Genomic DNA, 26,853 nt, shown 5'->3' with positions numbered 1-26,853 from the left:
AGTCTAGGAAAACCCCTACGCAGCGTCCCGGAGCACCGGCAGCGGCGGCAGCGCGGCCCCGTGCACCCACGCGTCGAACAGCCCGGCGGGCGACTCGTCCGCGTACCGCGCCACGTGGGCGGCGAACGCCGCCGTCGTCACCGACCCGTGCCGGTGCAGCCGCACCCAGGCGCGCAGCATGGCGAAGAACGCCTCGTCGCCCAGCGCGCAGCGCACCGCGTGCAGGGTCAGGCCGCCCCGCTCGTAGAGCCGGTCGTCGAACATCGACCCGCGGCCCGGATCGGCCAGCCGCAGGTCCTGCGGCTGCGAGGACAGCGACCGGTGGGCGGCGGCGGCCAGCTGCTGGGAACCGCGGCCGCCGGAACGCTCGGACCACAGCCATTCCGCGTACTTGGCGAACCCCTCGTTCAGCCAGATGTGCCGCCAGTCCGCGATGGACACGCAGTTGCCGAACCACTGGTGCGCCAGCTCGTGCGCCACCAGCCGCTCCCAGCCCCGGACGCCGTCCACGTGGTTGGACCCGAACAGCGACAACCCCTGCGCCTCGACCGGCACATCGAGCTCCTCCTCGGTCACCGCGACCGCGTAGCTGTCGAACGGGTACGGCCCGAACAGCTCCTGGAACAGCTCCATCATCGCGGGCTGGCGCGCGAAGTCCCGGGAGAACTCCGGCAGCAGCCGCGCCGGGATGTGCCCGTGCTGCGGCACCCCGCCCGGACCGGGGTCGCCCAGCAGCACCGTCTGGAACCGGCCGATCGCCAGACCGACCAGATAGCTGGACGTGGGCGCGGACTGCTCGTACACCCAGGTGGTCGTCGAGGCCTTCGTCGTACGGGTCAGCAGGCGCCCGCCCGAGACCACCGCGTACGCGGACGGCACGGTGACCGAGATCTGGTAGGACGCCTTGTCGGCCGGCCGGTCGTTGCACGGGTACCAGGACGGCGCCCCGACCGGCTGGCTCGCCACCAGCGCCCCGTCCTCCAGCTCCTCGAAGCCGAGCCCGCCCCAAGGGCTCGGCACCGGACCGGGATTGCCCGACCAGTGCACCTCGACGGTGAAGGCGGCCCCGGCGCGCAGCGGCTTCGCGGGCCTGACCCGCAGCTTGCCGCCCCGGTGCGTGTAGTGCGGCTGCCGGCCGTCCACCCGGATCCGGCCGATCCGGAAGTCGGCCAGGTCGAGCCGGAACTCGGTCAGCGGCGCCGGGCCGGCGATGGCGTTGATCCGGGCCGTGCCGGACAGCCGGTTGGGTCCCGGGCGGTAGTCCAGCGCGAGTTCGTACCGGTGCACCCGGTACCGGGGATCGCCGTTGTCCGGGAAGTACGGATCCGGGCCCGCTGACTGCTGAACTGCCACTTCCGCGTTCGCTCCCTGCGCCTTGCTCGGACCGTTGCTCGGTGCGCCGACGTCCGGGCCCCCGAGTGGCCTGCGCTCAGGGACGCCATGCCTCGATCGGATTGCCGAGCCAGCGGGTGTCGTCCGGAACGGACTCCGCGGCCATGACGAGCGACGCGGGACCCAGGGTCGTACGGGCCCCGACCGTGCTGCCGGGCAGCACGATCCCGCCAGGGCCCAGCGTGGCACCCTCACGGAGGACCACAGTATCCGTCCGCAAGATCCGGTCGTGGAAGAGGTGTGTCTGCAGAACACAGCCGCGGTTGACGGTGGCGGCGTCCTCCAGGGTCACCAGGTCCGCCTCCGGCAGCCAGTAGCTCTCCACCCACACGCCGTGGCCGATGCGGGCGCCGAGCCCGCGCAGCCACGCCGTCATCACCGGTGTCCCCGGCACGGCCCCGGCCAGCCACGGCACCGCCAGCACCTCGACGAACGTGTCCGCCAGCTCGCCCCGCCACACGAAGGAACTCCACAGCGGATGCTCCCCGGCGCGGTGCCGCCCCACCAGCAGCCACTTCGCCACGACCGACACGACCCCGGCCAGAACGCCGGCCGCGACCAGCACCAGCCCCGACAGCAGCGGCGCCCACGCCCCCAGCGCGCACAGCGCCGCCACGGTCAGCACGGCCAGCGCCGCCGAGCACAGCACCGGAACGATGCGGCACAGCTCCACCAGACCGCGCGCCCACAGCAGCCGGGCCGCGGGCTCGTAGGTACGGCTCTGGTCCCCGCCGGTGGCGCTGCGGGGCAGCTTCACCGGCGGCAGCCCCAGGTACGACGTGCCCTTCTTGGCCTTCTTGGGGGTCGCCGACAGCACGCCGACCAGACCGCCGTCCGGCACGCTGCGCCCCGGCGCGGTCATCCCCGAGTTCCCGAGGAAGGCCCGCCGCCCGATCTCCGCGCGCCCGATCCGCACCCAGCCGCCGCCCAGCTCGTACGGCGCCGTCAGCGTGTCGTCGGCGAGGAACGCGCCGTCGCCGACCGTGGTCAGGCTCGGCAGCGCCAGCACGGTCGAGACCTCCGCGCCCCGCCCGATCCGCATCCCCAGCAGCCGCAGCCACACCGGCGTGACCAGCCCCGCGTACAGCGGGAACAGCGTCTCCCGGGACCGGTCCATCAGCTGCGTCACCGTCCACGCCTGCCAGCCGACCCGGCTGTGCGTCGGATGTGTGCCCTCGCGCAAACCGAGGCTGAGCAGCCGCACGGCGACGAGGAGCAGCAGCGCGTACGCCAGCCCGTAGGCGAGCGTGGCCGGGACCAGCCCGAGCGCGGCGCCGCGCAGCGCCCGGCCGAGCGAGCCGCCGGGCGCCACGAAGACGCGGGCGACCAGCAGCGCGGCCACGCCCGCGAGCAGCGGCAGGGCGCCGAGCCCGACGCCCGCGGCCCCGTACATCAGCCGCCAGTACGTGCCCCGCTGCGGCCGCTCCCGGGGCCAGTTGCGCTTGGCCTTGCCGAGCTTGACCGCGGGCGCGCCGGCCCAGCGCTGACCGGTGGGCACCTGCCCCGCGACCGCGGAGCCCGGCGCCACCTCGGCCCGCTTGCCGATCCGGGCGCCCGGGAAGAGCATGCTGCGGGTGCCGACGGTGGCGTGCGCGCCGACCTTGACCGGGCCGATCTCCAGTCGGTCGCCGTCCAGCCAGTACCCGGAGAGGTCGACCTCGGACTCGACGGCCGCGCCCCGGCCCAGCTTGAGCATGCCGGTGACCGGCGGCAGCGAGTGCAGGTCCACCTCCGGCCCGACCTTGGCGCCGAGGGCCCGCGCATAGCGTTCCAGCCAGGAGCCGGTCAGCGAGGTGGCCCCGCTGAACTCGGCCAGCCGCTCGGCGGTCCACAGCCGCAGGTGCACGCTCCCGCCGCGCGGATACCGCCCCGGCCGCAGCCCGCGCAGCAGCAGCCGGGCCCCGCCCGCCGCGAGCGCGATCCGCCCGGGAGGAGTGAAGAACAGCAGCGCACCGGCCGTCAGCAGCCACCAGGGGGCGGTCGGCAGCCAGCCGTAGCCGGGCAGCAGATCGCCCACGGCGGCCAGGACCAACGACCAGCGCAGCCCCAGCAGCGTCACCAGCGGGAGCAGCAGCAGGAGCTGCACCAGCCGGGCGCGCACCGGGACCGGCGCGATGGTGCGGCTCCCGCCGTCGTCCTGCGCCGAGGCCTCCAGCCGTCTGGCCAGCTTGCGCAGCGTGGGGTGCTGGTAGATGTCGAGGACGGCGGCGCTCGGGTAGCGGGTGCGCAGCCGGGTGGTCAGCTGGGCGGCGGCCAGGCTGCCGCCGCCGATGGCGAAGAAGTCGTCGGAGGCGCCGGACACCGGGATGCCGAGCACCTCGGTCCACTGCTCGGCGAGCCAGGCCTCGGTGCCGTACAGCTCGGCCTTGGGGGCCTCCACACCCTCCAGCGGCCAGGGCAGGGCGGCCCGGTCCACCTTCCCCGACGTACGGGTCGGCAGGTCGGCCACGGGCGCGAGCAGCGGCACCAGGGCGGCGGGCAGCTCGGCCCGCAGCTTCCGGACGGCGGCCGCCTGGTCCCAGCCTTCCTGTGTGACCACGTATCCGACGAGCAGCTGGTTGCCGCCGCGGGCGGTCCGCACGGCGGCCGCGGCCCCGGCGACGCCCGGCAGGGCCTGCAGCGCGGCGTCCACCTCGCCGAGCTCGATCCGGCGTCCGCCGAGCTTGATCTGCTCGTCCGCCCGGCCCAGGAAGATCAGTCCCTCGGGCTCGGCCCTGACCAGGTCACCGCTCCGGTAGGCCCGCTCCCAGCCCAGCGACACGAGCGGCGCGTACTTCTCCGCGTCCTTCTCGGCGTCGAGGTACCGTGCGAGTCCGACCCCGCCGATCACCAGTTCCCCGCTGCCGCCCAGGGCCACCGGCTCCCCGGCGCCGTCGACGACGGCCAGCTCCCAGCCGCCGAGCGGCAGCCCGATCCTGATGGGTTCCTCGCCGGTGAGCAGCGATGCGCAGGCCACGACCGTCGCCTCGGTCGGCCCGTAGGTGTTCCACACCTCCCGCCCCTCGGTGACCAGCCGCTGCGCCAGCTCGGGCGGGCAGGCCTCACCGCCGAAGATCAGCAGCCGTACGTCGCCCAGCGCCTCGGGCTCCCAGAGCGCGGCCAGCGTCGGCACGGTCGACACGACCGTGATCTCCTGCTCCACCAGCCAGGGCCCGAGATCGGCGCCGCTCCTGACCTGCGAGCGGGGCACGGGAACCAGACAGGCGCCGTACCGCCAGGCCAGCCACATCTCCTCGCAGGACGCGTCGAAGGCGACGGACAGCCCGGCCATGACCCGGTCGCCGGGCCCGACGGGCTCCTCCGTGAGGAAGAGGGCCGCCTCGGCGTCCACGAAGGCGGCGGCGCTGCGGTGGGTGACGGCCACGCCCTTGGGTCTGCCGGTGGAACCGGAGGTGAAGATGATCCAGGCGTCGTTCCCGGCACCGGGCCGCGCGGCGGGCGAACCGGAGCTGCCCCGCGACGGCCCGTTCTGCACGGCGATGGCGTGGCCGGCGCCGATGACCGCCCGCACCTCCGCCTCCCCGAACACCAGCTCGGCCCGCTCGTCCGGGTCCTCGGCGTCGACGGGGACATAGGCGGCACCGGCGGCGAGTACGGCGAGGATCGCGACGTACAGCTCGTTGGTCCCCGAGGGCACCCGCACCCCGACGCGGTCGCCGAGCCCGACCCCCGAGGCCGCGAGCCGGCAGCGCAGCCGCTCGACCTCGGCGGCCAGCGCACGGTAGGTGAGCGACGCCGTACCGTCGTCCAGGGCCGGCTCGTCCGGATGGGACCGCACGGTGGCGTCGAAGACGTCGACCAGGGTGCGCGCCGAGGCCGCCGGGCCCGCGGAGAAGCGTGCCCGGTCGCCGAACTGCGCGCGGATCTCTTCGTCGAGCAGGCCGAGAGCGCTGCTCTCGTCTATGGCTGCCATCGGGTCCTCACGTCGGGTCCGGCTGAGTGACAAGCCGGAAATATTAGTACGACGCTAGGCCCGGCCCCTGCTCACGACCGCCCGGGAGGGCCGTCCGGGTGTCTGCATGGGCATGACCGCGAGCCGCTGACCTGCCGACCTTCACCCGGAAGAGACATGCCCCACACACGGTCAGCGAGCGGACACGGAGGGCTAGTTCGCGGCCGTTCGGCGCGCGGGGGCGAACGTACAAAAACGACCGAGGGCCCCTGCTGAGCAGGGGCCCTCGCTGACTGGTGTCCGAGGGGGGACTTGAACCCCCACGCCCGATAAAGGGCACTAGCACCTCAAGCTAGCGCGTCTGCCATTCCGCCACCCGGACAAGGTGTCTGTCGTGCGAGATCTTCCCTTGGCGGGGGTTTCCCTCGCGGCGACGAAGGAAACATTACCAGGCTTTCGGGGGTGGCTGATCACCCCCGTCCCCGGACCGGCCGCGCGTGAACGGTGCGTGACGGGCCGGGTCCGGTCTTGGGCCCGGGCAGGCCCGGGGAGAGGATGAGGGAGACCACCAGCAGTGACAGTGGGAGGAATCAGCGTGAGCGAGACGGACACGGCCAGGGGCGTCACCGGCGAGGACGAGGTCGTGGACCTCTGCCGCGAGCTGATCCGGTTCGACACCAGCAACTACGGCGACCACTCCGGGCCCGGCGAGCGCAAGGCCGCCGAGTGGGTCGCCGAGAAGCTCGCCGAGGTCGGGCTGGAGCCCCGGATCTTCGAGTCGCACCCGGGCCGCGCCTCGACGGTGGCCCGCATCGAGGGCGAGAACCCGTCCCGGCCCGCGCTGCTGATCCACGGCCACCTGGACGTCGTGCCGGCCAACGCGCACGACTGGACCCACCACCCGTTCTCCGGCGAGGTCGCCGGCGGGTGCGTGTGGGGCCGCGGGGCCGTCGACATGAAGGACATGGACGCCATGACCCTCGCGGTCGTGCGCGACCGGCTCAGGAGCGGGCGCCGGCCCCCGCGGGACATCGTGCTCGCCTTCCTCGCCGACGAGGAGGCGGGAGGCACCTACGGCGCCCGGTACCTGGTCGACAACCACCCCGAGCTGTTCGAGGGCGTCACCGAGGCGATCAGCGAGGTCGGCGGCTTCTCCTTCACGGTGAACGAGCAGCGGCGGCTCTACCTGATCCAGACGGCCGAGAAGGGCATGCACTGGATGAAGCTCACCGTGGCCGGCACCGCCGGACACGGCTCGATGATCCACCGCGACAACGCCATCACCGAGCTGTCCGAGGCCGTCGCCCGCGTCGGCCGGCACAAGTTCCCGGTACGGGTCACCAAGACCACCCGGGCCTTCCTCGAGGAACTGGGCGACGCGCTCGGCACCGAGCTGGACCCGGAGGACATGGAGTCCACCCTCGCCAAGCTCGGCGGCATCGCCAAGCTGATCGGCGCGACCCTGAGCAACACCGCCAACCCGACGCAGCTGAACGCCGGTTACAAGGTCAACGTCATCCCGGGCGAGGCGGTCGCGCACATCGACGGCCGCTTCCTGCCGGGCTACGAGGAGGAGTTCCTCGGCGACCTCGACCGCCTGCTCGGGCCGAACGTCCGCCGCACGGACGTGCACGCCGACAAGGCCGTCGAGACCGGCTTCGACGGGGCGCTGGTCGAGGCCATGCAGACCTCGCTGCTCGCCGAGGACCCCACCGCCAAGGCGATCCCCTACATGCTCTCCGGCGGGACCGACGCCAAGTCCTTCGACGACCTCGGCATCCGCGGCTTCGGCTTCGCCCCGCTGAAGCTGCCGCCCGAGCTGGACTTCGCCGGCATGTTCCACGGCGTGGACGAGCGGGTGCCGGTGGACGGGCTGCAGTTCGGCGTGCGGGTCCTCGACCGCTTCATCGACGCGTCGTGACGCTCTGCCCCCGGGTAATCGGGCGCGCGTGCGAGATCGACTGAGAAGAGTGAATGCGACCATAAGCTCGTAGCTCCATTACTCCCTCCTCGTTACAGCTCATGTGATTCCCGCACCTTGGGATCACATTGCCAACTAGGAGGAATAATGATCAAGAAGGTCGTCGCCGCTGCGGCTGCCACCGGTGGGCTGGTTCTCGCGGGCGCGGGCCTGGCCGTCGCCGATTCCGGTGCCCAGGGTGCCGCCGTGCACTCCCCGGGCGTCCTCTCCGGCAACGTCATCCAGGTGCCCGTGCACGTCCCGGTGAACGTGTGCGGCAACACGATCAACGTGATCGGGCTCCTGAACCCCGCCTTCGGCAACACCTGCATCAACCACTGACGCCGACTCCCCGAGGGAGGCGTCTTCCACGAGCCGTCCCCGGGGGGCGTCCCACGTGAGCCGTCGGCCTCGGAGCGCGCGCAATGCGCTCCGAGGCCGACCGGTCTTTTCCGTTTCAGCGAAGGCAGGGGGGAATTCAGCATGCGACAGGGCACCCGCAAGGGCCTGATGACCATGGCGGCCGCGACCGGAGTGATCGCCGCCGCGAGTGGCTACGCACACGCGGACGCGGGCGCGTCCGGAGCCGCCGCCGGCTCGCCCGGAGTACTGTCCGGCAACACCGTACAGGCACCGGTGCACGTGCCGGTGAACGTCTGCGGAAACACCGTGAACGTCGTCGGGTTGCTCAACCCGGCGGTGGGCAACACCTGTGCCAACGGCGGCGGGACGTACGGCGGCCACGGCTCCGGCGGCGCGCACGCGGGCGGCCACACCGCCGGTTCGCCGGGCGTCGGCTCCGGCAACACCGTCCAGGCGCCGATCGACGTGCCGGTGAACGTCTGCGGCAACAGCGTCAACGTCATCGGCCTGGGCAACGCCACCACGGGCGACACCTGCGCCAACGGCGGCGGGCACCACAGCGGTCCGCCGGGCGGCGGCCACGGCAACCCGCCCGGCCACCCGGGACACCCCGGCCACCCTTGTCCCCCCGGGCACACGGGTCACCCGGGTCACCCAGGCCAGCCCGGTCACCCAGGCCAGCCCGGTCACCCAGGCCAGCCCGGTCACCCGGGGCAGCCTGGTCACCCGGGTCACCCGGGTCACCCGGGGCAGCCCGGACACCCGGGGACCCCGCACCAACCCGGCACGTCGCACCACCCGGGAAGCCCGGCCACCCCGGGCGGCCACACCCCGCAGGGCTCGTCCCAGGTCACGCAGCCGGGCGGCGGCTCCGCGGCGTCCCTGAGCGCACCCCAGCTCGCGCACACCGGCAACGACCTGCCGCTGGGCCTCGCGCTGCCGGCCGGGGCGGGCGCGCTGATCGCGGGCGCGGTGCTCTACCGCAAGGCGCGGGCCGCGGCCTGACGACGCGGACCGCGAGGCCGTGACGGGCCGGGGAAAACGGAGCGGGCCCTGCCATGCCGGCGGGGCCCGCTCCGTTCAGATGTTCCGCCTCACCACGTGGCACGCACCTGGCGGATGATCCGCCGGCGCAGCCGCACCCTGCGGCTGCCGTCGCGCAGCAGGCTCAGTCGGTCCAACTCCCAGTGTCCGTACTCGGCATGGTCCGTCAGCAGGCGAGTGGCGTCCTTGCGGGACACCCCGCGTGGGACGTACACGTCGACAAATTCGTATTCCGGCATCGCATCTATTGTGCGGGCTGGTGCCCGGTACGGATAGCGTCTGCACTATGTCTGATGCTGCGCAGCCCACCGCTGCCGAGGTACGCGCCGCCGCCGAGGCGGTCAAGACCGCGCTCGACCGTCATCTCGCGGCGGTCGAACGCCGGTCCGGTGACGACGACCCGGCCGTATCCGAGGCGTTCAACCAGCTGGCCGCGGCCGCCGAGGCGTACGACGAGCTGCTCTACGACCGCTACGACGAGGTGACGCCCTTCGAGATCCCCGGTGCGGAGGAGGCGCTGCCGCCGTACGCGGGCCCCGAGGAACCCAACGCGATCAGCGTGCTGATCCGCCGCGACTACACGGTGGCGGAACCCCAGCGGCTGCTGGCGCAGGCCGAGCGGGTCGAGGCGGCGGAGTACGAGGACGTCGCCGGCACCGGCGAGGACACCGCCGGGACCCTCCCCGGGGCGCTCGGCATCCTCTTCGGCGAGTTCGAACCGGACGAGATCGCCTCCCGGCACAAGGAGTTCGGGCTGGCGGAGGGCGACTCCACGCTCTGGGTCACCGCCGCGGAGGAGCCCGCGGAGGCCGGGGAGTGGCTGGACTCCCCGTTCGAGCACATCGACGCGCAGTCGGTGGTCTGCCGGTTCGACGTCAGCGCGGTGTTCGACGACGAGGACGACGAGGACGGCGACGAGGAGGAGGACCTCGAGTTCGTCGAGGACGAGGTCGAGAGCGCCGACAGATGACGGCGGCCGACGGTGCCGCACGGGCCTGAGGCCCCTGCGGCACCACCCCCGCCCGGAGAGCGGGATCAGCCCGCGGCCGGGACCTGGGTGCGCAGCAGGCTCCCCAGCCGGGTCGTACGGGGCTTGGCCTGGATCTCGGCGACCGCTCTCGGCAGGGCCTGCTCAACGCCGTGCACCACGGACAGGTGCCGCTCACCCCGGCCGAACGCCGTGTACACCCACGGTCTGCTGAGCGCCTGCGCGGCGTCACCGGGCAGCACCACGACCGCCGCCGCCCAGCGCCCGCCCACCGCCTGGTGCGCGGTCAGCGCCCAGCCGTGCCGCACACAGCCCTCCACCCGCTCCCGCGGTACGACGACCGGGGCACCCGCGCACGACAGGTGCAGTCCCTCGGTGTCGGCCTTCACCACCGTGCCCGGCACCGTGCGGCCCGGGGCGGGGGAGTAGGCGATCCGGTCGCCGGGGTCGAAGCCGCCGAAGCGGCCGGGGCCGGGGTTGAGGCGTTCCTTCAGGGCGGCGTTGAGCGCGCGGGTGCCGGCCGCGCCGCCGTGACCCGGGGTGATCACCACGGTCTGCTCCGCCGGGACACCGATCGCCCGCGGCACCGAGTCCGCCACCAGCTGCACCGTCCGGTGCACGGCCTCGCCCGCGTCCCGCGCCGGGACGATCACGACCTCCTTGCCCGGCGCCGCGACCTGGTTCAGCTCGCCGATCCCGATGCCGGAGACCAGCTCGCCGATCGGACCCGGGTCGGGCAGCCGGGAGACGAGCTGCGGGCAGGCGCGGGCCGCGAGCAGATCCGCGAAGACCCGGCCGGGGCCGGCCGACCACAGCACCGCCGGATCGCCGCTGAGCACCAGCCGTGCCCCGTCGGGCAGCGACTCCACCAGCATCGCGGCGCTCTCCACGTCGAGTTGGGGCGCGTCCAGCACGATCAGCAGGTCCAGTTCCAGGGCGCCGTCCGCGTCCCGGCCGGGCCCCTCGGCACCGGACAGCAGACCGGCGACGGTCCCCACACCCGCCTCCGCCCGCTCCGCGCCGGCCGACTCGGTGAGCCGGCGGCGCCCGTCGGGCGTGTGGCAGGCGGCGAAGGCCCGCAGGCCGGCGTCGCGTGCGGCACCGAGCAGCGCGGCCGGCTCCGTCCGTGCCGCCTCGCCGCCGGTGTGCAGGACCAGCCCGTGCCCGGCGACCGCGCGGACCAGCTCGGCCGCGCCGCCCGAGACCCCGGCGGCGGCCCGCCCCCAGGCCTCCTCGTCCTCCTTGTGCAGCGAGTTGACCAGCCGGGCCAGGCCGTCGGCGAGGCTCTCCTCGGCGAGCGCGTACCGCTCCAGGCCGGCCAGGACCCGGACCGGGCGCTCCTCGTCCCCCTCCGCGTCCTGCTCGTCGCCCTGCGTCCGCGCGGCCGGGGCGCCCGGCTCCTCCAGGGCGTCCTGGAACACCAGGGCCTCGCCCTCGGCGATGGCGTCCTGCACCGCCGCGTCCGGGTCCGGCACACCCCGCTGGGCCAGCGCCGCGGTGAGCGTGGGCAGGTCGAGAGCGGTGTGCCCGGCGAGGGCCGCCTGCTCCAGCAGCCAGACGGTCACCGCCCGGCCCCGCCGCTCGTCGTCCGGCGCGCAGTCGGCGCCGAGCAGCGCCCGCGCGAAGCCGTCCGCCTGCTCGGGCCGTACGCCGGTGACCCGGAGCAGCTGCCAGGGGTCCTCCCGCAGCGCCGTCCCGGCGCCCTCGCCGAGCGCCGCGGCCGCCTGGAGGGCGAGGGCCTCGGGCGCGCCGCCCTCGGCCAGTACGCGGCGCACGGCGTCGACGGTCCCCGGCGCGGGCGCGCCACCCGCCACGGCGGCAGCGGCCGCGGGCTGGGGGCGGGGCGCGGGCTCCGGGGCGGGGCGGCGCGGGGCGGCGGGCTCGGCGAAGACCGTGGCCGCCGGTGTCTCGCCGCTCTCCACCGCGCGGACCGCGGCGAGCAGGTCGGCGGCGGTGCCGCTGAGCTTGGCGCCGCTCGCGATCGGGCCCGTCCGCTCGGCCTTGCGCCGCTCGATCCGCTCCCGCTCGACCCGCTGCGCGGCCAGCTCGGCCTCGGCCTCGGACGCCTGGGTCGCGGCGGCACCGTCCTCGGACCCCTCGGGGGCGGCGGCACCGTCTTCGGACGCCGCCTCCCCGCCGCTCGTGCCGTCCGCCGCGGACGCCTCGGGTGTGGCCGCGTCCTCCGGCGGCGCCGTGTCCCCTCCGGTCCCGCTCGTGCCGCCCGCCCCGGCAGCACCGTTCTCCCCGGGCGCCGGGTCCTGTCCCGGGGCCTCGGGGCCGTCCGGTGTCCCCGGCCCGGCTTCCTCCGTGGTCTCCGGCTCCGTGCTCACAGCGTGCTCCAGTCGTGATCGGGATAGCGGTGCACGGGCGCCGACACATCGTCGAGCGCCCGGCAGATCTCGTCAGGAAGACTAAGGGCCTCCACTGACAACGCTGCCGTGAGCTGCTGCGCGTTGCGTGCGCCCACGATCGGCGCGGCCACTCCGGGTCGGTCCCGGACCCAGGCGAGCGCCACCTGGAGCGGGGTGACCGCGAGCCCGTCGGCCGCCGTCGTCACCGCGTCCACGATCCGCGTCGCCGTGTCGTCCAGATACGGCTCCACGAACGGCGCCAGGTGCTCGGAGGCACCGCGCGAGTCCGCGGGAGTGGTGTGCCGGTACTTCGCGGTCAGCACGCCCCGGCCCAGCGGGGAGGAGGGCAGCAGCCCGACGCCCAGGTCCAGCGCGGCGGGCAGCACCTCGCGTTCCACGCCCCGCTGGAGCAGGGAGTACTCCATCTGCGTGCTGGCCAGCCGGGTGCGGCTGCCCGGCGCCGCGAGCTGCCAGGTGGCCGCCTTGGCGAGCTGCCAGCCGCAGAAGTTGGAGACACCGGCGTAGCGGGCCCGGCCGCTGCTCACCGCTATGTCGAGGGCCTGGAGCGTCTCCTCCAGCGGGGTCCCCGGGTCGTAGGCGTGGATGTGCCACACGTCGACGTGGTCCGTGCCCAGCCGGGCCAGGGAGGCGTCGAGCGCGGTGAGCAGATGGCCGCGGGAGCCGTCGAAGCGGCGGTCGGGGTCGGGGACGCTGCCCGCCTTGGTGGAGATGACCAGGTCCCGGCGCGGGACGAGCCCGTCCATGAGCTGTCCGAGCAGGTACTCCGCCTCGCCGTCGCCGTACACGTCCGCGGTGTCGACGAGCGTCCCGCCGGCTTCCCAGAACGCCTTCAGCATGTCCGCGGCGTCGTGCTCGTCGGTGTCCCGGCCCCACGTGAGGGTGCCGAGCCCGATCCGGGACACGCGCAGGCCGGTTCGGCCGAGATGCCTCTGCTCCATGACCGCGAGATTACTGGCCAGAACCACTGCGGTGGGTTGCCTGTGGACAACTCGTACCGCCTGCACGGGAGCGTGATCCGCCCCGCAACGCGGGCCATGACCTGCCCCGCACCCGCACCCCCGCGCTAAGGTCTGCGCCACAGGGACGTTACTCACGGGTAAGGGGAATGCGCCATGCAGCTCGGGATCAACCTCGGCTACTGGGGTGCCGGGATGGACGGGGACAATCTGGCCGTGGCACAGGAGGCCGACCGGCTGGGCTACTCCGTGTGCTGGGCCGCCGAGGCCTACGGCTCCGACGCGGCCACGGTGCTCAGCTGGGTCGCCGCGCAGACCGAACGCATCGACGTCGGGTCTGCCATCTTCCAGATCCCGGCCCGCCAGCCCGCGATGACCGCGATGACCGCGGCCACGCTGGACTCGCTCTCCGGCGGCCGGTTCCGGCTCGGCCTCGGCGTCTCGGGGCCGCAGGTCTCCGAGGGCTGGTACGGCGTCAAGTTCGACAAGCCGCTGTCGCGCACGCGCGAGTACGTGGAGATCGTCCGCAAGGCGATGACCCGCGAGCGGCTGACGTACGGGGGCGAGCACTGGACGCTGCCGCTGCCGGGCGGCCCGGGCAAGCCGATCAAGCTGACCGTGCACCCGGAGCGCGAGCACATCCCGCTGTACATCGCCGCGATCGGGCCGAAGAACCTGGAGCAGACCGGCGAGATCGCCGACGGCGCGCTGCTGATCTTCCCCGCCGCCGACCAGCTGGAGGAGACCACCCTCAAGCACCTGCGCGCGGGTCGGGAGAAGGCGGGTCTGACCCTCGACGGCTTCGACGTGTGCCCGACCCTGCCGCTCGCCGTCGGCGCCGACAGGGACGTGGCCGCGCTCGCGGACACCTTCCGCCCCTACACCGCGCTGTACGTCGGCGGCATGGGCAGCGCCAAGCAGAACTTCTACAACCAGCTCGCGCAGCGCATGGGTTACGAGAAGGAGGCCGCCGACATCCAGCAGAAGTACCTCTCCGGGGACAAGCAGGGTGCCGCGGCCGCGATCCCGCACGACCTCATCGACAAGACCACGCTGCTCGGTTCCGTCGACCGCATCGCCGACCGGATGAAGGCCTACGCGGCCGCCGGTGTCACCACGCTCAGCCTGGCCCCCGCCGGCTTCACGCTGGAGGAGCGGCTGGCCTCCCTGCGGGCCGGCAGCGAGGCCCTGGAGCGCGCCGGGCTCGCCTGAGCCGGGAGGAGTTCTGCGGCCGTGGTGGGGGCTCGGGGGTCTTCCCCGCCACGGCCGTCACAGAACACAACGCGCCAGGCGCCGCGCGGTTACGACCCCCGGGGTCCCTCTTTCGCGCCCGCGCCGGTCATCCGTTCGGCGCACCCCGCGCCGACCCCTGCTGCGGCACCCTCCGTCCGCATCTGACCCGTCCTCTGCGGCGACCCGCGGAGAGGCGGTGCGCATACTTTCGGCCAAGAGTCCGCTCCAGGAGATCCTCGACCAGGTTCGCGCTGCTCGCGGCCGGCGGTCACATCGTCCACGGCTACGAACGCGTCGCCGGCCGGCCACGGATGGTCACCCTACGGGTGCCGCGACGCCCTCGGCGGGCCTGCCGTACCGGCCCCCGAGTTCGCCCGACGGCGCCGTCTCACAGCCATCCGCGCCGCTTGAACAGGTGGTAGAGCAGCACCTCCAGCACGGCCATCACCACGATCACGGTCGGATACGACCACAGCCAGTGCAGCTCCGGCATGTGGTCGAAGTTCATGCCGTAGATGCCCGCGATCATCGTGGGCACCGCGGCCATCGCCGCCCACGCGGAGATCTTCCGCATGTCGTCGTTCTGCCGCACGCTCATCTGCGCCAGATGGGCCGACAGGATGTCCGACACCAGCCGGTCCAGGGCGTCCACCGACTCGTTCACCCGCATCAGGTGGTCGCCCACGTCCCGGAAGAAGGGCCGCGACTTGTCGTGCACGAACGGCACCGAACCCACCGCGGAACCGGTGCCCCCGAGCCGGGTCAGCGGCAGCGTCAGCGGCCCGGTGGCCCGCCGGAACTCCAGGACCTGCCGCTTGAACGTGTAGATCCGGGACGCGGTGGTCCGCGAGCCGCCGCCGTCCGGCAGGAACACCTCCGCCTCCAGCTCCTCCAGGTCCGTCTGCAGCTCCGTCGCCACCTCCAGATAGTGGTCGACGGTGGCGTCCGCGATCGCGTACAGCACCGCGGAGGGGCCCTTGTCGAGCATCTCCGGTTCCTTCTCCATCCGGCGCCGCACGGCCGCGAGCGGAGAGCCCTCGCCGTGCCGGACGGTCACCACGAAGGAGTCGCCGACGAACACCATGACCTCGCCCGCCGAGACCGTGTCGCTCTCGGCCTCGTACACCACCGGCTTCAGCACCATGAAGAGCGAGTCGTCGTACACCTCCAGCTTGGGCCGCTGATGGGCCTTGAGGGCGTCCTCCACCGCCAGCGGATGCAGCCCGAACTCCCGGGTCACCAGATCGAACTCCCGTTCCGACGGCTCGTGCAGCCCGATCCACACGAAGCCGCCCTCCGCCCGGGCCTCGGCGAGCGCGTCGGACAGGTCCTCCGGCCCCTCGGTCCGGTGCCCGTGGCGGTAGATGGCACAGTCCACGATCACGGAGCGCATTCTCCCTTCGCCAGGCAGGCGGCGCATTCCCCGATGCGCCTACCCTGGTCCGCATGCCCACCCTGATCCTCGTAAGGCACGGACGTTCCACCGCCAACACCTCGGGTGTGCTCGCCGGCTGGACCCCGAGCGTCGCCCTGGACGAGCGCGGCGCCGCACAGGCCGCCGCGCTGCCGGCGCGGCTCGCCGGGCTGCCGCTCTCCGAGGTCGTCACCAGCCCGCTGCAGCGCTGCCAGGAGACCCTGGGGCCCCTGCTCCAGGCCCGCCCCGACCTGCGCGTCCACACCGACGAGCGGATCGGCGAGTGCCACTACGGCGACTGGTCCGGCCGCAAGCTCGCCGAGCTGAAGGACGAGCCGCTGATGGAGGTCGTACAGGCCCACCCGTCGGCCGCCGCCTTCCCCGGCGGCGAGTCCATGCGGGCCATGCAGACCCGGGCCGCCGAGGCCGTACGCGAGTGGAACGGGCGCGTGGAGCGCGACCACGGCTCCGACGCCGTCTACCTCATGTGCTCCCACGGTGACATCATCAAATCCCTCGTCGCCGACGCCCTCGGACTCCATCTCGACCTTTTCCAGCGGATCTCCGTGGAACCGTGTTCCATCACCGCGATCCGTTACACCCGCCTCCGGCCGTTTCTCGTTCGCCTCGGCGACACCGGGGATTTCGCTTCGCTGGCACCCCGCGAGGAGCCCGCCGACGGCGACGCACCGGTCGGGGGTAGTGCGGGCGCACCGTGATCGTCGGCCGCAGTAGGGTGAAGCGGTCCACACCGCCGCGCATCCGCATGGCCCGCACCGCCGAAACTCTCGACCCAATGGAGACAGGACGTGTCCCGTCAGGTGTTCCTCTACGACCCGCCGGACCGCTTCGTGGCCGGCACGGTCGGACTGCCCGGACGCCGTACGTTCTTCCTCCAGGCCGCCGCAGGCCCCCGCGTGACCAGCGTGGTCCTGGAGAAGACCCAGGTCGCCGCGCTCGCCGAGCGCATGGACGAACTGCTCGACGAGGTCGTACGGCGTAGCGGCGGCAGCGCCGCCGTGCCCGCCGTGGCGCCCACCGAGATCTCCGACGCCGACCCCCTGGACACCCCCATCGAGGAGGAGTTCCGGGTCGGCACCATGGCCCTGGCCTGGGACGCCGAGGAACAGCGCATGATCGTCGAGGCGCAGGCCCTCGTCGAACTCGACGCCGACACCGAGGAGGACCTCGCCGAGGCCGAGGAGCGGCTCCTCCAGGACGAGGAGAACGGGCCCCCGATGCTGCGGGTCCGGCTGACCGGCACGCAGGCCCGGGCCTTCGCCAAGCGCGCCCTCGACGTCGTCAACGCCGGGCGGCCGCCGTGTCCGCTGTGCAGCCTCCCCCTCGATCCGGAAGGACACGTATGTCCGCGCCAGAACGGATACCGCCGCGGAGCGTGACGGCCGGTCCGAACCCCGCCGAGCTGCTCGCGCGGGGTGAGCTGACCGTGCGCGGCCGGATCCGCGAGGCGTCCAACGCGGCCCTCTTCTGCACCGTCGCCCTCGACGGCCGGGAAGCGACCTGCGTGTACAAGCCGGTGGCCGGGGAACGCCCGCTGTGGGACTTCCCCGACGGCACCCTGGCAGGCCGCGAGGTGGCCGCCTACGAGGTCTCCGAGGCCACCGGCTGGGGACTCGTCCCACCGACGGTGCTGCGCGACGGACCCTACGGCGAGGGCATGTGCCAGCTGTGGGTGGACGTCGTCGCCGAGGCGGAACTGCTCGCCCTGGTCGACGGCGAGGAGCCGGAGCCGGGCTGGAAGGCGATCGGGCTCGCCGAGGTCGGCGAGGGCCGCACCGCGCTGCTGGTGCACGCCGACGACGAGCGGCTGCGCCGGCTCGCCGTGCTCGACGCGGTGATCAACAACGCCGACCGCAAGGGCGGCCATCTGCTGCCCACCGCCGACGGCCGGCTCTACGGCATCGACCACGGCGTCACCTTCAACGTCGACGACAAGCTGCGCACACTGCTGTGGGGCTGGGCCGGCGAGCCGCTCACCGCCGAGGCCGTCGAGGTGCTCAAGGGCCTGCGGGACGGCCTCGACGGGGCACTGCGCCAGCGGCTGGCCGGGCTGCTCACCGGCGAGGAGATCGACGCCACGCGCGCGCGGGTCGACGCGCTGCTCGCCTCGGGGGTGCACCCGGAACCGAGCGGCGAGTGGCCGGCGATCCCCTGGCCGCCCGTGTGAGCACACCGGCCGCCGGCGCACAAGACCGCCTAACCGGCCATCCGGCACGGCCCCGTTCGTATACGCAGCTCGCGGCCGGTTAGGCTCATGTACATGCATGCCTGGCCCGCTTCCGAGGTCCCCGCCCTGCCTGGTCAGGGCCGCGACCTGAGGATCCACGACACCGCGACCGGCGGTACCGTCACCCTCGACCCCGGTCCCGTCGCCCGTATCTACGTCTGCGGCATCACGCCGTACGACGCGACCCACATGGGTCACGCGGCGACCTACAACGCGTTCGACCTGGTTCAGCGCGTGTGGCTCGACACCAAGCGGCAGGTCCACTACGTCCAGAACGTCACCGACGTCGACGATCCGCTGCTGGAGCGCGCGGACCGGGACGGCGTCGACTGGGTCGCCCTCGCCGAGAAGGAGACCGTCCTCTTCCGCGAGGACATGACCGCCCTCAGGATGCTCCCGCCGCGGCACTACATAGGCGCCGTCGAGGCGATACCCGGCATCGTCCCCCTCGTCGAGCGGCTGCGCGACCTCGGCGCGGCCTACGAGCTCGAGGGCGACGTCTACTTCTCCGTCGAGGCCGACCCGAACTTCGGCAAGGTCTCGCACCTCGACGCGGCCGCCATGCGGCTGCTGTCCGCCGAGCGCGGCGGCGACCCGGACCGCCCGGGCAAGAAGAACCCGCTGGACCCGATGCTGTGGATGGCGGCCCGCGAGGGCGAGCCCAGCTGGGACGGCGGCTCCCTCGGCCGTGGACGCCCCGGCTGGCACATCGAGTGCGTGGCCATCGCCCTCGACCACCTCGGCATGGGCTTCGACGTCCAGGGCGGCGGCTCCGACCTGGCCTTCCCGCACCACGAGATGGGCGCCTCGCACGCCCAGGTGCTCACCGGCGAGTTCCCCATGGCCAAGGCCTACGTGCACGCCGGCATGGTCGCCCTGAACGGCGAGAAGATGTCCAAGTCCAAGGGCAACCTGGTCTTCGTCTCGCAGCTGCGCCGCGACGGCGTCGACCCGGCCGCGATCAGGCTCTCCCTGCTCGCCCACCACTACCGCGCCGACTGGGAGTGGACCGACCAGGTCCTCCAGGACGCCGTGGACCGCCTCGGCCGCTGGCGCGCGGCCGTCTCCCGGCCCGACGGCCCGTCCGCCGACGCGCTCGTGGAGGAGATCCGCGAGGCCCTGGCGAACGACCTGGACGCCCCCGCCGCCCTCGCGGCGGTGGACCGCTGGGCGGCCGGGCAGGAGGAGCACGGCGGGACGGACGCGGGCGCGCCGGGCGTGATCACGCGAGCGGTGGACGCGCTGCTCGGGGTGGCCCTGTAGCCCCCTGACCCGCCGGCAACACGAGAGGGGGCGCTTCCCGGCCCGGGAAGCGCCCCCTCTCGTGTGCGGCCTCAGTCCTCCGGACCGTCCTCGTCGTCCTCCTTGGGCCCGCCTCCGCCGGCCGTCGGAGGCCTCTGCTTGCCGCCCGGAGGGCCGACGTCCCGGCGCCGCAGATACCGCTCGAACTCGCGGGCGATCGCCTCGCCGGACGCCTCCGGCAGCTCGGCCGTGTCCCGGGCCTCCTCCAGCGTCTGGACGTACTCGGCGACCTCGCTGTCCTCGGCGGCCAGCTGGTCCACCCCCACCTGCCAGGCGCGCGCGTCCTCGGGCAGCTCGCCCTGCGGGACGCGCAGGTCCAGCAGGTCCTCGAGACGGTTCAGCAGCGCCAGCGTGGCCTTGGGGTTGGGCGGTTGGGACACGTAGTGCGGGACGGCCGCCCACAGCGACACCGCCGGCACCCCCGCGTGCGCGCACGCCTCCTGCAGGACGCCGACGATGCCCGTCGGGCCCTCGTACTTGGTCTCCTCCAGGTCCATCCGCTGGGCCAGCTCCGCGTCGGACGTGACCCCGCTGACCGGCACCGGACGCGTGTGCGGGGTGTCCCCGAGCAGGGCGCCCAGGATGACCACCATCTCCACACCCAGCTCGTGGGCGAAGCCGAGCAGCTCGTTGCAGAACGAGCGCCAGCGCATGGACGGTTCTATGCCCCGGACCAGTACCAGGTCGCGCGGCTTGTCACCGCCGACGCGGACCACGGACAGCCGGGTCGTCGGCCAAGTGATCTTGCGCACCCCGCCGTCCATGAACACCGTGGGCCGGTTCACCTGGAAGTCGTAGTAGTCCTCGGCGTCCAGCGCCGCGAACACCTCGCCCTTCCACTCGCGTTCCAGATGTGCGACTGCCGTGGAGGCGGCGTCACCGGCATCGTTCCAGCCCTCGAACGCGGCCACCATGACTGGGTCGATCAGCTCGGGAACCCCCTCCAGCTCGATCACCCAGTGCCTCCTTCCGACGTGCCCTCGCTTGACTCACCAACCTTACGGCGTCCGGCGGGGGCGTCCGCAGCCCCCTTGCGCGGGGGCGTGAACGGATCACTGCCCCGTTCCCCACCGGGGAACACCCCGGCGCCGCACTCGCGCAGGTGACCGTCCCGAGGAGTACGGGGGCGGCGCGACCAGCGACAACGAGCCGGCGCGCGCACCGGCAACTGCGGGGCGGGGCCGGTGACATGCGTGCCCGGCGGCCTCGACGCTGTGCGGCGGGCGCGTCGAACCATTCCCTGCCGTCCGCCCAGTGCCGCACCCAGCCGACGAAACCGGGCTCGGCGGTGGTGTGGCCGAACGGGGCGCCGTACGGCACCGCGCCCTCGCCGGTGATCAGCCATAGGTGCCCCTCGTCCTCCTCTCACAGCCACGCCTCGGTGAGCGGGAAGGGCTCGGCGAGGCGCTTCCCGGCGGCGCCGTCGAGCAACCCGGCCATGCCGTACTCCGGCGGCCCCTGGTGCGAGCCGTCGGTCACCTCCGCCACGAACGTGCGGTAGGGCTCGGGCAGCACGATCCCGTGCGCCGCCTCGAAGGCCCGCACCGCCTTTGGGCCGAGGGCCGACGCGCCGCCGGCGTCGACCCCGAACGCCCGCCACAGCGCGGCGACTTCGGCGGGATCGGCGTGATCACTGTTCATGCGGCCATGGAACCACGCGGCACCGACAACGCCCCCTGGACAGGCGGAAGGGGCGGCCCCATCGGCGTGGGGCCGCCCCTCTCGCTGTGCCGGACCCGGTGCGGCGGTCCGGCACTACGGCGCGGCCGGTCCCGGACGGGGGAGTCGGACCTGCCGCACCGAGGCCTACTTCTTGTCGAGCAGGTTCTGGACCCCGGCGCGCACCTCGTCCGTGGCCAGGCCCCGGATGGTCAGGGTGGTACGGCGGCGCAGCACGTCGTCCGCCGTCTCGGCCCATTCGTGGTCGCGGGCCCAGACGACCTGCGCCCAGATCTCCGGGGCGTCGGGGTGGACGCGCTCGGCCAGCTCGGGGTTGTCGTTCGCCAGGCGGGCGATGTCGAAGGCCAGCGAGCCGTAGTGGGTGGCCAGGTGCTTCGCGGTGTCGGCCGACATGCGCGGGCCGGGCGCCGGGTGGTCCACCAGCAGGCGGTGCGCGACCGCGCGCGGGTTGGCGACACCGGGCAGCGGAATCTTCTTCGGCAGGGAGGAGATCGGCTCGAAGTCGTCGCCCAGCGGGTGGCCCGGCAGCGACTCCAGCTTCTTCATGATCGTCCGGCCGATGTGGCGGAACGTCGTCCACTTGCCGCCCGCGACCGACAGCATGCCGGCCCTGCCCTCGGTCACCACCGTCTCGCGCTTGGCCTTCGCGGTGTCGCCGGGGCCGCCCGGCAGCACCCGCAGACCGGCGAAGGCGTAGGTGATCAGATCACGCTCGAGCTGCTGGTCCCGGACGGAGAACGCGGCCTCGTCCAGGATCTGGGCTATGTCCTTCTCGGTGACCGAGACGTCCGCCGGGTCGCCCTCGTACTCCTCGTCGGTGGTGCCGAGCAGGAGCATGTCCTCCCAGGGGAGGGCGAAGGTGATGCGGTACTTGTCGATGGGGGTCGCGAGGGCGGCCTTCCACGGCGACGTCCGCTTCAGGACCAGGTGCGCGCCCTTCGACAGACGGATGGACGGGGCCGCGTTCGGGTCCTCCATCCGGCGCAGGTGGTCGACCCACGGGCCGGTGGCGTTCAGCACCAGGCGGGCGTCGACCCCGAACTCGTCGCCGGAGACCCGGTCCCTGAGCTCGGCGCCGGTGACCCGGCCCCGGGTGAGGCGCAGGCCGGTGACCTCGGCGTGGTTGAGGACGACCGCGCCCGACTCGACGGCCGCGCGGACCGTCATCAGCGCCATCCGCGCGTCGTTCATCTGGTCGTCGCCGTACACGGCCACGGCCTTGAGGTTCTCGGTGCGCAGCTCGGGCACGTCCTGCGCCGCCTTGGCGGGGGAGAGCAGATGACCCACGCCGTCGCCGAACGCGGAGAGCGCCGAGTAGGCGAAGACGCCCGCACCGAGCTTCGCCGCGCCGTGCGGCCCGCCCTTGTACACGGGGAGGTAGAAGGTGAGCGGGTTCGCCAGGTGGGGGGCCACCTGGCGGGAGACCGCACGGCGCTCGAAGTGGTTCTCCGCCACCAGCTTCACCGCACCGGTCTGCAGGTAGCGCAGACCGCCGTGGAGCAGCTTGGAGGAGGCGGAGGAGGTGGCACCGGCGAAGTCGCCGGCGTCGACCAGGGCCACCCTGAGCCCGGACTGCGCGGCGTGCCAGGCGGTGGAGATGCCCAGGATGCCGCCGCCGATCACAAGAAGGTCGTACGACGCCTTGGAGAGCTGCTCCCTGGTCTCGGCCCGGCTCGGGAGGGAGCCGGAGGCCGGGTGCGTCCCCAGGGCAGGCACGGACTGCAGGGTGGACTGACTGGTCATGTCGGGTACTTACTCCTCGTCAGACTGTCTGGGCCGGCTTCGCGGCTCAGCTCTCGTCCTCGATCCAGCCCATGGTCCGGTCGACGGCCTTGAGCCAGTTCTTGTACTCACGGTCGCGGGTCTCCGCGTCCATGCGGGGGGTCCACTCGGCGGCCCGGCGCCAGTTGGCGCGCAGCTCGTCGGTGCTGGACCAGAAGCCGACGGCCAGGCCGGCGGCGTAGGCGGCGCCGAGGCAGGTGGTCTCGGCGACCATCGGACGCACCACGGGTGCGTCCAGGACGTCGGCGAGGGTCTGCATCAGCAGGTTGTTGGCGGTCATGCCGCCGTCCACCTTGAGGGCCACCAGCTCGTCGCCGGAGTCCTTGACCATGGCGTCGGCGATCTCCCGCGTCTGCCAGGCGGTGGCCTCCAGGACGGCGCGGGCCAGGTGCGCCTTGGTGACGTACCGGGTCAGGCCGGCGATCACACCGCGGGCGTCGGAGCGCCAGTGCGGGGCGAACAGACCGGAGAACGCCGGCACGAAGTAGGCGCCGCCGTTGTCCTCGACCGAGAGCGCGAGCGTCTCGATCTCGGCGGCGGTGGAGATCAGGCCCATCTGGTCGCGCATCCACTGGACCAGGGAGCCGGTGACGGCGATCGAGCCCTCCAGGGCGTAGACCGTCGGCTCGTCGCCGATCTTGTAGCCGACGGTGGTCAGCAGTCCGGCGTAGGAGTTGATGATCTTGTCACCGGTGTTCATCACCATGAAGGTGCCGGTGCCGTAGGTGGACTTGGTCTCACCCTCGGAGTAGCAGCACTGGCCGAACAGGGCCGCCTGCTGGTCGCCGAGCGCGGAGGCGACCGGGATGCCGCCGAGCAGGTCGCCGAGCTTGCCGCCCTTGATCTCGCCGTAGATCTCGGCGGAGGAGCGGATCTCGGGCAGGATCTGCATCGGGACGCCGATGGACTCGGCGATCTTCTCGTCCCACTCCATGGTGTGCAGGTTCATCAGCATGGTGCGGGACGCGTTGGTGACGTCGGTGACGTGCCGGCCGCCGTTGGTACCGCCGGTCAGGTTCCAGATGACCCAGCTGTCCATGGTGCCGAAAAGGATGTCCCCGGCCTCGGCGCGCTCCTTCAGGCCGTCGACGTTGTCGAGCAGCCAGCGGGCCTTGGGCCCGGCGAAGTAGGAGGCCAGCGGCAGGCCGGTCTCGCGGCGGAACCGGTCCTGGCCGACGTTGCGGCCCAGTTCGCGGCAGAGCGCGTCGGTACGGGTGTCCTGCCAGACGATGGCGTTGTGGACGGGCTCACCGGTGTTCTTGTCCCACAGCACGGTGGTCTCGCGCTGGTTGGTGATGCCGATGGCCTTGATGTCGTCACGGGTGATGCCGGCCTTCGCGACGGCTCCGGCGACGACTTCCTGGACGTTGGTCCAGATCTCGTTCGCGTTGTGCTCGACCCATCCCGGCTTGGGGAAGATCTGCTCGTGCTCCTTCTGGTCGACGGCGACGATGCGGCCGTCACGGTCGAAGACGATGCAGCGCGAAGAAGTCGTGCCCTGGTCGATCGCCGCGATGAACGGGCCTGCGGTGTGGGCGTCGGTCACTGTGTGCTCCTGAGGGATCCGTGGTGATGGGGCTTTACGTACGGCGCGTGCTTCGAGCTTTTTCTAAGCGAAGGCGACGTTGTAGATGCCTGCACCGATGGCGCCGCCGATCAGCGGACCGACCACCGGGACCCAGGCGTAGCTCCAGTCCGAACCGCCCTTGTTGGGCAGCGGCAGCAGGGCGTGCACGATGCGCGGGCCCAGGTCACGGGCCGGGTTGATCGCGTAGCCCGTCGGGCCGCCGAGGGACAGACCGATCGACACGACCACGAGCGCGGTGATGAGACCGCCGAGGATGCCGAGGCCGTTGCCCTTGTCGTTCAGGCCCTGGGTGAGGACCGCGAGGATGAGCACGACCGTGCCGATGATCTCCGTGGCGAGGTTCTGCACCGCGTTCCGGATCTCCGGGCCGGTGGAGAAGACGCCGAGGACCGGGCCGGCACCCTGCTCCTGGGCCTCGACGGCCTTGGCCGAGGTGGCCTGCGCACCCGGACCGCCGACGATCTCCTTGTCGGTCAGGTGTGCGTGGAACTGGCCGTAGTAGGTGACCCACACGAGGGTCGCGCCGATCATCGCGCCGAGCAGCTGCCCGGCGAGGTAGACCGGAACGTTGCTCCAGTCGTTGTTCTTGATGGCGAGGGCGATGGTGACGGCCGGGTTGAGATGGGCACCGGACAGGGGTCCGGAGATGTACACGGCCGTCATGACGGCGAAGCCCCACCCGAAGGCGATGGCGAGCCAACCGGCGTTACGGGCCTTGGAGGCCTTCAGCGTGACGGCGGCACAGACGCCGCCGCCGAGCAGGATGAGTATGGCGGTACCGATGGTCTCGCCGATGAAGATGTCGGAGCTGGACACCCGCGACTCCTTTGTCCTTCGTCCAGGGTTAGCCGAACCCCGGGTCCCGCCGGGGTTCTGGCGCCCTCGGGGGTGAGAGCGATGCCGGCCCTTGGCGTTGTCACACTCTAGCGCGTATTGCCGGTAGGTGTTCGACAATGCCGACCGATGGACGGGAGTCTTGCTCCGGCCTTACGGGCACGTCAAGGGTTCTGTTATCGAATGCACGATCGTTATTGATCGTGGTCGGTTATCGATCTCCAGGTCCGGAAGTGCAGGGCGTCGATTCGGGCACGCGCCGTCCCGAACTGGGCTTTTGCCCCTTTTTGTCATCATCAGATTACGACTGACACCCGCACGCCGACAGGCGAACGGCTCCCGGCGCCGAGCGCGCGCTCACCGCACGGCGGCCACCGGGTCCCGCGCCGGCGGGGCCGCGAGGGCGCGGACGGCGCGGACGGCAAGGACCGGCCCGCCGAAAGGGCGGACCGGTCCAGGGGTGTGCGGGGTGCGTGCGGGCGGGGCCTCGGAACCGCCCCGCCCATGTGTGGCGGGGCCTCGGAACCGCCCCGCCTATGCGTGGCGGGGCCTCAGAATCGTCCGCCGCCGAGGTCGCGGGAGACCGCGCGGGCGCAGTCGCGCACCGCCGCGATCAGTTCGGGACGCAGCTCGCCGTCCCGGCAGAGCCGTTCCACCGCCCCGGTGATGCCGACCGCGCCCACGGGCATCCGGCGCCGGTCGTGGATGGGCGCGGCGACGGACGCCACGCCCTCCCAGGTCTCCTCCACGTCGGCCGCGTACCCGCGCGCCCTCGTGATGTCCAGCAGGTGCTCGAAGTCGACGGTGTCGCACACCGTGCGATCCGTGAAGGGCTTGCGGTCGGCCTCCATGGCCTCGCTGTGCGCGACCGGGTCGTAGGCGGAGAGCACCTTGCCCAGCGCGGTGGAGTGCAGCGGCTGCATGGCCCCGATCTCCAGCACCTGCCGGCTGTCGTCCGGCCGGAAGACGTGGTGCACGATCAGCACGCCCTGCTGGTGCAGCACGCCCAGGTACACGCTCTCCCCGCTGGACCTGGCCAGGTCGTCGGTCCACACCAGGGCCCGCGCCCGCAGCTCGTGCACGTCCAGGTACGTGGTGCCGAGGCGTAGCAGCTCCGCGCCCAGCTGGTAGCGCCCGGAGGCGTCGTCCTGCTCCACGAAGCCCTCCTGCTGGAGGGTGCGCAGGATGCCGTGCGCGGTGCCCTTGGCGAGGCCGAGCGACGAGGCGATGTCCGACAGACCGAGCCTCCGCTCGCCGCCCGCGAGCAGCCGCAGCATCGCGGCCGCACGTTCGAGCGACTGGATGTTCCGTGCCATCCCCGTCCTGCCTCCGTCTCCTCCGACTGCCCGCGCGCAAAGGATGCGGCCGACTTTTTGTCGACCGCTGTCGTACCACTTCGTACGCCCCGCCACCGCTGTTCGGCAATGTCGAACACTACCGGTCCATGCCGACCTCCCGCTAATGGTCGGTCGACACCTGTTACATCACACGTGGCCTGTGCGTGGCGTCGGGGCCACCCGCGTCCGCCTCGTGGACGCCTGTGCTCATCCAAGCCCACTCCCGGTTAGTCTGACGCCGTGCGGCAAACCCGACCGCCGGGGAAACCGCATAGCCGACAGCCGTCGCATCCCAGGGAGCCCCTTCATGGCCTCGTCGCCAACGTCCCCTTCCGCCGACAGCCGGACCCGCGCGTCCGCGCTCCGAGACGCGCTCGCCACCCGTGTGGTGGTGGCCGACGGAGCGATGGGCACCATGCTCCAGGCTCAGGAGCCCACGCTCGAGGACTTCCAGCAGCTGGAGGGCTG

Annotated in this window: 20 protein-coding genes, 1 tRNA gene and 1 pseudogene; 9 read left to right on the top strand and 13 right to left on the bottom strand. The window is 72.8% G+C overall.

The window, feature by feature from the left end; translation table 11 throughout:
• Positions 1 to 15 precede the first annotated feature (15 nt).
• The 3 genes from ACZ7FF_RS41655 to ACZ7FF_RS41645 all read right to left on the bottom strand — a co-directional run bounded on the left by ACZ7FF_RS41655 (position 16) and on the right by ACZ7FF_RS41645 (position 5,666).
• Positions 16 to 1,353: a M1 family metallopeptidase gene (locus tag ACZ7FF_RS41655; RefSeq protein ID WP_470819552.1), complete on the bottom strand. Its 1,338-nt coding sequence runs from the start codon at positions 1,351 to 1,353 to the stop codon at positions 16 to 18.
• 76 nt (positions 1,354 to 1,429) lie between these two features.
• On the bottom strand, positions 1,430 to 5,305 hold the full coding sequence (locus ACZ7FF_RS41650; RefSeq protein ID WP_470819551.1) for a Pls/PosA family non-ribosomal peptide synthetase: 3,876 nt from the start codon (positions 5,303 to 5,305) through the stop codon (positions 1,430 to 1,432).
• A gap of 273 nt (positions 5,306 to 5,578) precedes the next feature.
• Positions 5,579 to 5,666 (bottom strand) — tRNA-Leu (locus ACZ7FF_RS41645).
• A 213-nt stretch (positions 5,667 to 5,879) separates the two neighbouring features.
• Between ACZ7FF_RS41645 and ACZ7FF_RS41640 the strand changes: the two genes are divergently transcribed.
• The 3 genes from ACZ7FF_RS41640 (at position 5,880) to ACZ7FF_RS41630 (ending at position 8,612) form a co-directional block, all read left to right on the top strand.
• A complete protein-coding gene (locus ACZ7FF_RS41640; RefSeq protein ID WP_470819550.1) occupies positions 5,880 to 7,205 on the top strand; it encodes a M20/M25/M40 family metallo-hydrolase in 1,326 nt (441 codons plus the stop codon).
• 147 nt (positions 7,206 to 7,352) lie between these two features.
• Positions 7,353 to 7,586: a chaplin ChpH gene (gene chpH, locus ACZ7FF_RS41635; protein ID WP_470819549.1), complete on the top strand. Its 234-nt coding sequence runs from the start codon at positions 7,353 to 7,355 to the stop codon at positions 7,584 to 7,586.
• A gap of 141 nt (positions 7,587 to 7,727) precedes the next feature.
• Entirely contained in the window at positions 7,728 to 8,612 is an 885-nt protein-coding gene (locus tag ACZ7FF_RS41630) for a chaplin (protein WP_470819547.1), read from the top strand.
• 89 nt (positions 8,613 to 8,701) lie between these two features.
• Here ACZ7FF_RS41630 and ACZ7FF_RS41625 read toward each other — a convergent pair whose 3' ends face one another.
• The gene (locus ACZ7FF_RS41625) at positions 8,702 to 8,890 is read right to left on the bottom strand and encodes a DUF5703 family protein (RefSeq protein WP_005485166.1); all 189 of its coding nucleotides are present in this window, start codon (positions 8,888 to 8,890) and stop codon (positions 8,702 to 8,704) included.
• 47 nt (positions 8,891 to 8,937) lie between these two features.
• On the opposite strand from ACZ7FF_RS41625, the gene ACZ7FF_RS41620 reads away from it, so the two are divergent.
• A complete protein-coding gene (locus ACZ7FF_RS41620; protein ID WP_470819545.1) occupies positions 8,938 to 9,621 on the top strand; it encodes a hypothetical protein in 684 nt (227 codons plus the stop codon).
• 65 nt (positions 9,622 to 9,686) lie between these two features.
• Here ACZ7FF_RS41620 and ACZ7FF_RS41615 read toward each other — a convergent pair whose 3' ends face one another.
• Entirely contained in the window at positions 9,687 to 11,969 is a 2,283-nt protein-coding gene (locus ACZ7FF_RS41615; protein WP_470819543.1) for a helix-hairpin-helix domain-containing protein, read from the bottom strand.
• Entirely contained in the window at positions 11,966 to 12,949 is a 984-nt protein-coding gene (locus tag ACZ7FF_RS41610) for an aldo/keto reductase (protein WP_470819541.1), read from the bottom strand. The genes ACZ7FF_RS41615 and ACZ7FF_RS41610 overlap by 4 nt, the downstream gene beginning before the upstream one ends.
• 174 nt (positions 12,950 to 13,123) lie before the next feature.
• Here ACZ7FF_RS41610 and ACZ7FF_RS41605 point away from each other — a divergent pair, with 174 nt between their 5' ends.
• Positions 13,124 to 14,179: an LLM class F420-dependent oxidoreductase gene (locus tag ACZ7FF_RS41605; protein ID WP_470819539.1), complete on the top strand. Its 1,056-nt coding sequence runs from the start codon at positions 13,124 to 13,126 to the stop codon at positions 14,177 to 14,179.
• A gap of 409 nt (positions 14,180 to 14,588) precedes the next feature.
• On the opposite strand, the gene corA is transcribed toward ACZ7FF_RS41605, so the two are convergent.
• On the bottom strand, positions 14,589 to 15,584 hold the full coding sequence (gene corA / locus ACZ7FF_RS41600; protein ID WP_470819537.1) for a magnesium/cobalt transporter CorA: 996 nt from the start codon (positions 15,582 to 15,584) through the stop codon (positions 14,589 to 14,591).
• Between the two features lie 62 nt (positions 15,585 to 15,646).
• On the opposite strand from corA, the gene ACZ7FF_RS41595 reads away from it, so the two are divergent.
• The 4 genes from ACZ7FF_RS41595 to mshC all read left to right on the top strand — a co-directional run bounded on the left by ACZ7FF_RS41595 (position 15,647) and on the right by mshC (position 19,125).
• Entirely contained in the window at positions 15,647 to 16,333 is a 687-nt protein-coding gene (locus tag ACZ7FF_RS41595; RefSeq protein ID WP_470819535.1) for a histidine phosphatase family protein, read from the top strand.
• A 90-nt stretch (positions 16,334 to 16,423) separates the two neighbouring features.
• Positions 16,424 to 17,014, top strand: a complete 591-nt coding sequence (locus ACZ7FF_RS41590; protein WP_470819534.1) for a DUF3090 domain-containing protein — start codon at positions 16,424 to 16,426, stop codon at positions 17,012 to 17,014.
• Positions 16,978 to 17,802, top strand: coding sequence for an SCO1664 family protein (locus ACZ7FF_RS41585; RefSeq protein ID WP_470819532.1), 825 nt, complete (start codon positions 16,978 to 16,980; stop codon positions 17,800 to 17,802). The genes ACZ7FF_RS41590 and ACZ7FF_RS41585 overlap by 37 nt, the downstream gene beginning before the upstream one ends.
• Before the next feature lie 93 nt (positions 17,803 to 17,895).
• Positions 17,896 to 19,125: a cysteine--1-D-myo-inosityl 2-amino-2-deoxy-alpha-D-glucopyranoside ligase gene (gene mshC, locus ACZ7FF_RS41580; RefSeq protein WP_470819531.1), complete on the top strand. Its 1,230-nt coding sequence runs from the start codon at positions 17,896 to 17,898 to the stop codon at positions 19,123 to 19,125.
• A gap of 71 nt (positions 19,126 to 19,196) precedes the next feature.
• Here the strand turns inward: mshC and ACZ7FF_RS41575 are convergent, their stop codons facing one another.
• The 6 genes and pseudogenes from ACZ7FF_RS41575 to ACZ7FF_RS41550 all read right to left on the bottom strand — a co-directional run bounded on the left by ACZ7FF_RS41575 (position 19,197) and on the right by ACZ7FF_RS41550 (position 26,364).
• On the bottom strand, positions 19,197 to 20,120 hold the full coding sequence (locus ACZ7FF_RS41575; RefSeq protein WP_470819529.1) for a PAC2 family protein: 924 nt from the start codon (positions 20,118 to 20,120) through the stop codon (positions 19,197 to 19,199).
• 265 nt (positions 20,121 to 20,385) lie between these two features.
• Positions 20,386 to 20,805, bottom strand: a pseudogene (locus ACZ7FF_RS41570) (SMI1/KNR4 family protein); the annotation flags it as partial.
• A 165-nt stretch (positions 20,806 to 20,970) separates the two neighbouring features.
• Entirely contained in the window at positions 20,971 to 22,587 is a 1,617-nt protein-coding gene (locus ACZ7FF_RS41565) for a glycerol-3-phosphate dehydrogenase/oxidase (protein WP_470819527.1), read from the bottom strand.
• 46 nt (positions 22,588 to 22,633) lie between these two features.
• Entirely contained in the window at positions 22,634 to 24,172 is a 1,539-nt protein-coding gene (gene glpK, locus ACZ7FF_RS41560) for a glycerol kinase GlpK (RefSeq protein ID WP_470819526.1), read from the bottom strand.
• Positions 24,173 to 24,235: 63 nt separating this feature from the next.
• Entirely contained in the window at positions 24,236 to 25,030 is a 795-nt protein-coding gene (locus ACZ7FF_RS41555; RefSeq protein ID WP_470819524.1) for an MIP/aquaporin family protein, read from the bottom strand.
• A gap of 569 nt (positions 25,031 to 25,599) precedes the next feature.
• On the bottom strand, positions 25,600 to 26,364 hold the full coding sequence (locus tag ACZ7FF_RS41550; RefSeq protein ID WP_470819522.1) for an IclR family transcriptional regulator: 765 nt from the start codon (positions 26,362 to 26,364) through the stop codon (positions 25,600 to 25,602).
• Positions 26,365 to 26,853 lie beyond the last annotated feature (489 nt).

It is taken from the genome of Streptomyces sp. NPDC037126 (genome assembly GCF_055605965.1).
Note: the sequence above shows the minus strand (reverse complement) of the source record. Positions and strands in the feature narration are given on the sequence as shown.

Coding starts and splice junctions, on each gene's coding strand:
- ACZ7FF_RS41650 (WP_470819551.1), bottom strand. CDS start 5,305: ATGGCAGCCATAGACGAGAGCAGCGCTCTCGGCCTGCTCGACGAAGAG.
- chpH (WP_470819549.1), top strand. CDS start 7,353: ATGATCAAGAAGGTCGTCGCCGCTGCGGCTGCCACCGGTGGGCTGGTT.
- ACZ7FF_RS41630 (WP_470819547.1), top strand. CDS start 7,728: ATGCGACAGGGCACCCGCAAGGGCCTGATGACCATGGCGGCCGCGACC.
- ACZ7FF_RS41625 (WP_005485166.1), bottom strand. CDS start 8,890: ATGCCGGAATACGAATTTGTCGACGTGTACGTCCCACGCGGGGTGTCC.
- ACZ7FF_RS41620 (WP_470819545.1), top strand. CDS start 8,938: ATGTCTGATGCTGCGCAGCCCACCGCTGCCGAGGTACGCGCCGCCGCC.
- ACZ7FF_RS41610 (WP_470819541.1), bottom strand. CDS start 12,949: ATGGAGCAGAGGCATCTCGGCCGAACCGGCCTGCGCGTGTCCCGGATC.
- ACZ7FF_RS41605 (WP_470819539.1), top strand. CDS start 13,124: ATGCAGCTCGGGATCAACCTCGGCTACTGGGGTGCCGGGATGGACGGG.
- ACZ7FF_RS41595 (WP_470819535.1), top strand. CDS start 15,647: ATGCCCACCCTGATCCTCGTAAGGCACGGACGTTCCACCGCCAACACC.
- ACZ7FF_RS41585 (WP_470819532.1), top strand. CDS start 16,978: ATGTCCGCGCCAGAACGGATACCGCCGCGGAGCGTGACGGCCGGTCCG.
- mshC (WP_470819531.1), top strand. CDS start 17,896: ATGCATGCCTGGCCCGCTTCCGAGGTCCCCGCCCTGCCTGGTCAGGGC.
- ACZ7FF_RS41565 (WP_470819527.1), bottom strand. CDS start 22,587: ATGACCAGTCAGTCCACCCTGCAGTCCGTGCCTGCCCTGGGGACGCAC.
- ACZ7FF_RS41550 (WP_470819522.1), bottom strand. CDS start 26,364: ATGGCACGGAACATCCAGTCGCTCGAACGTGCGGCCGCGATGCTGCGG.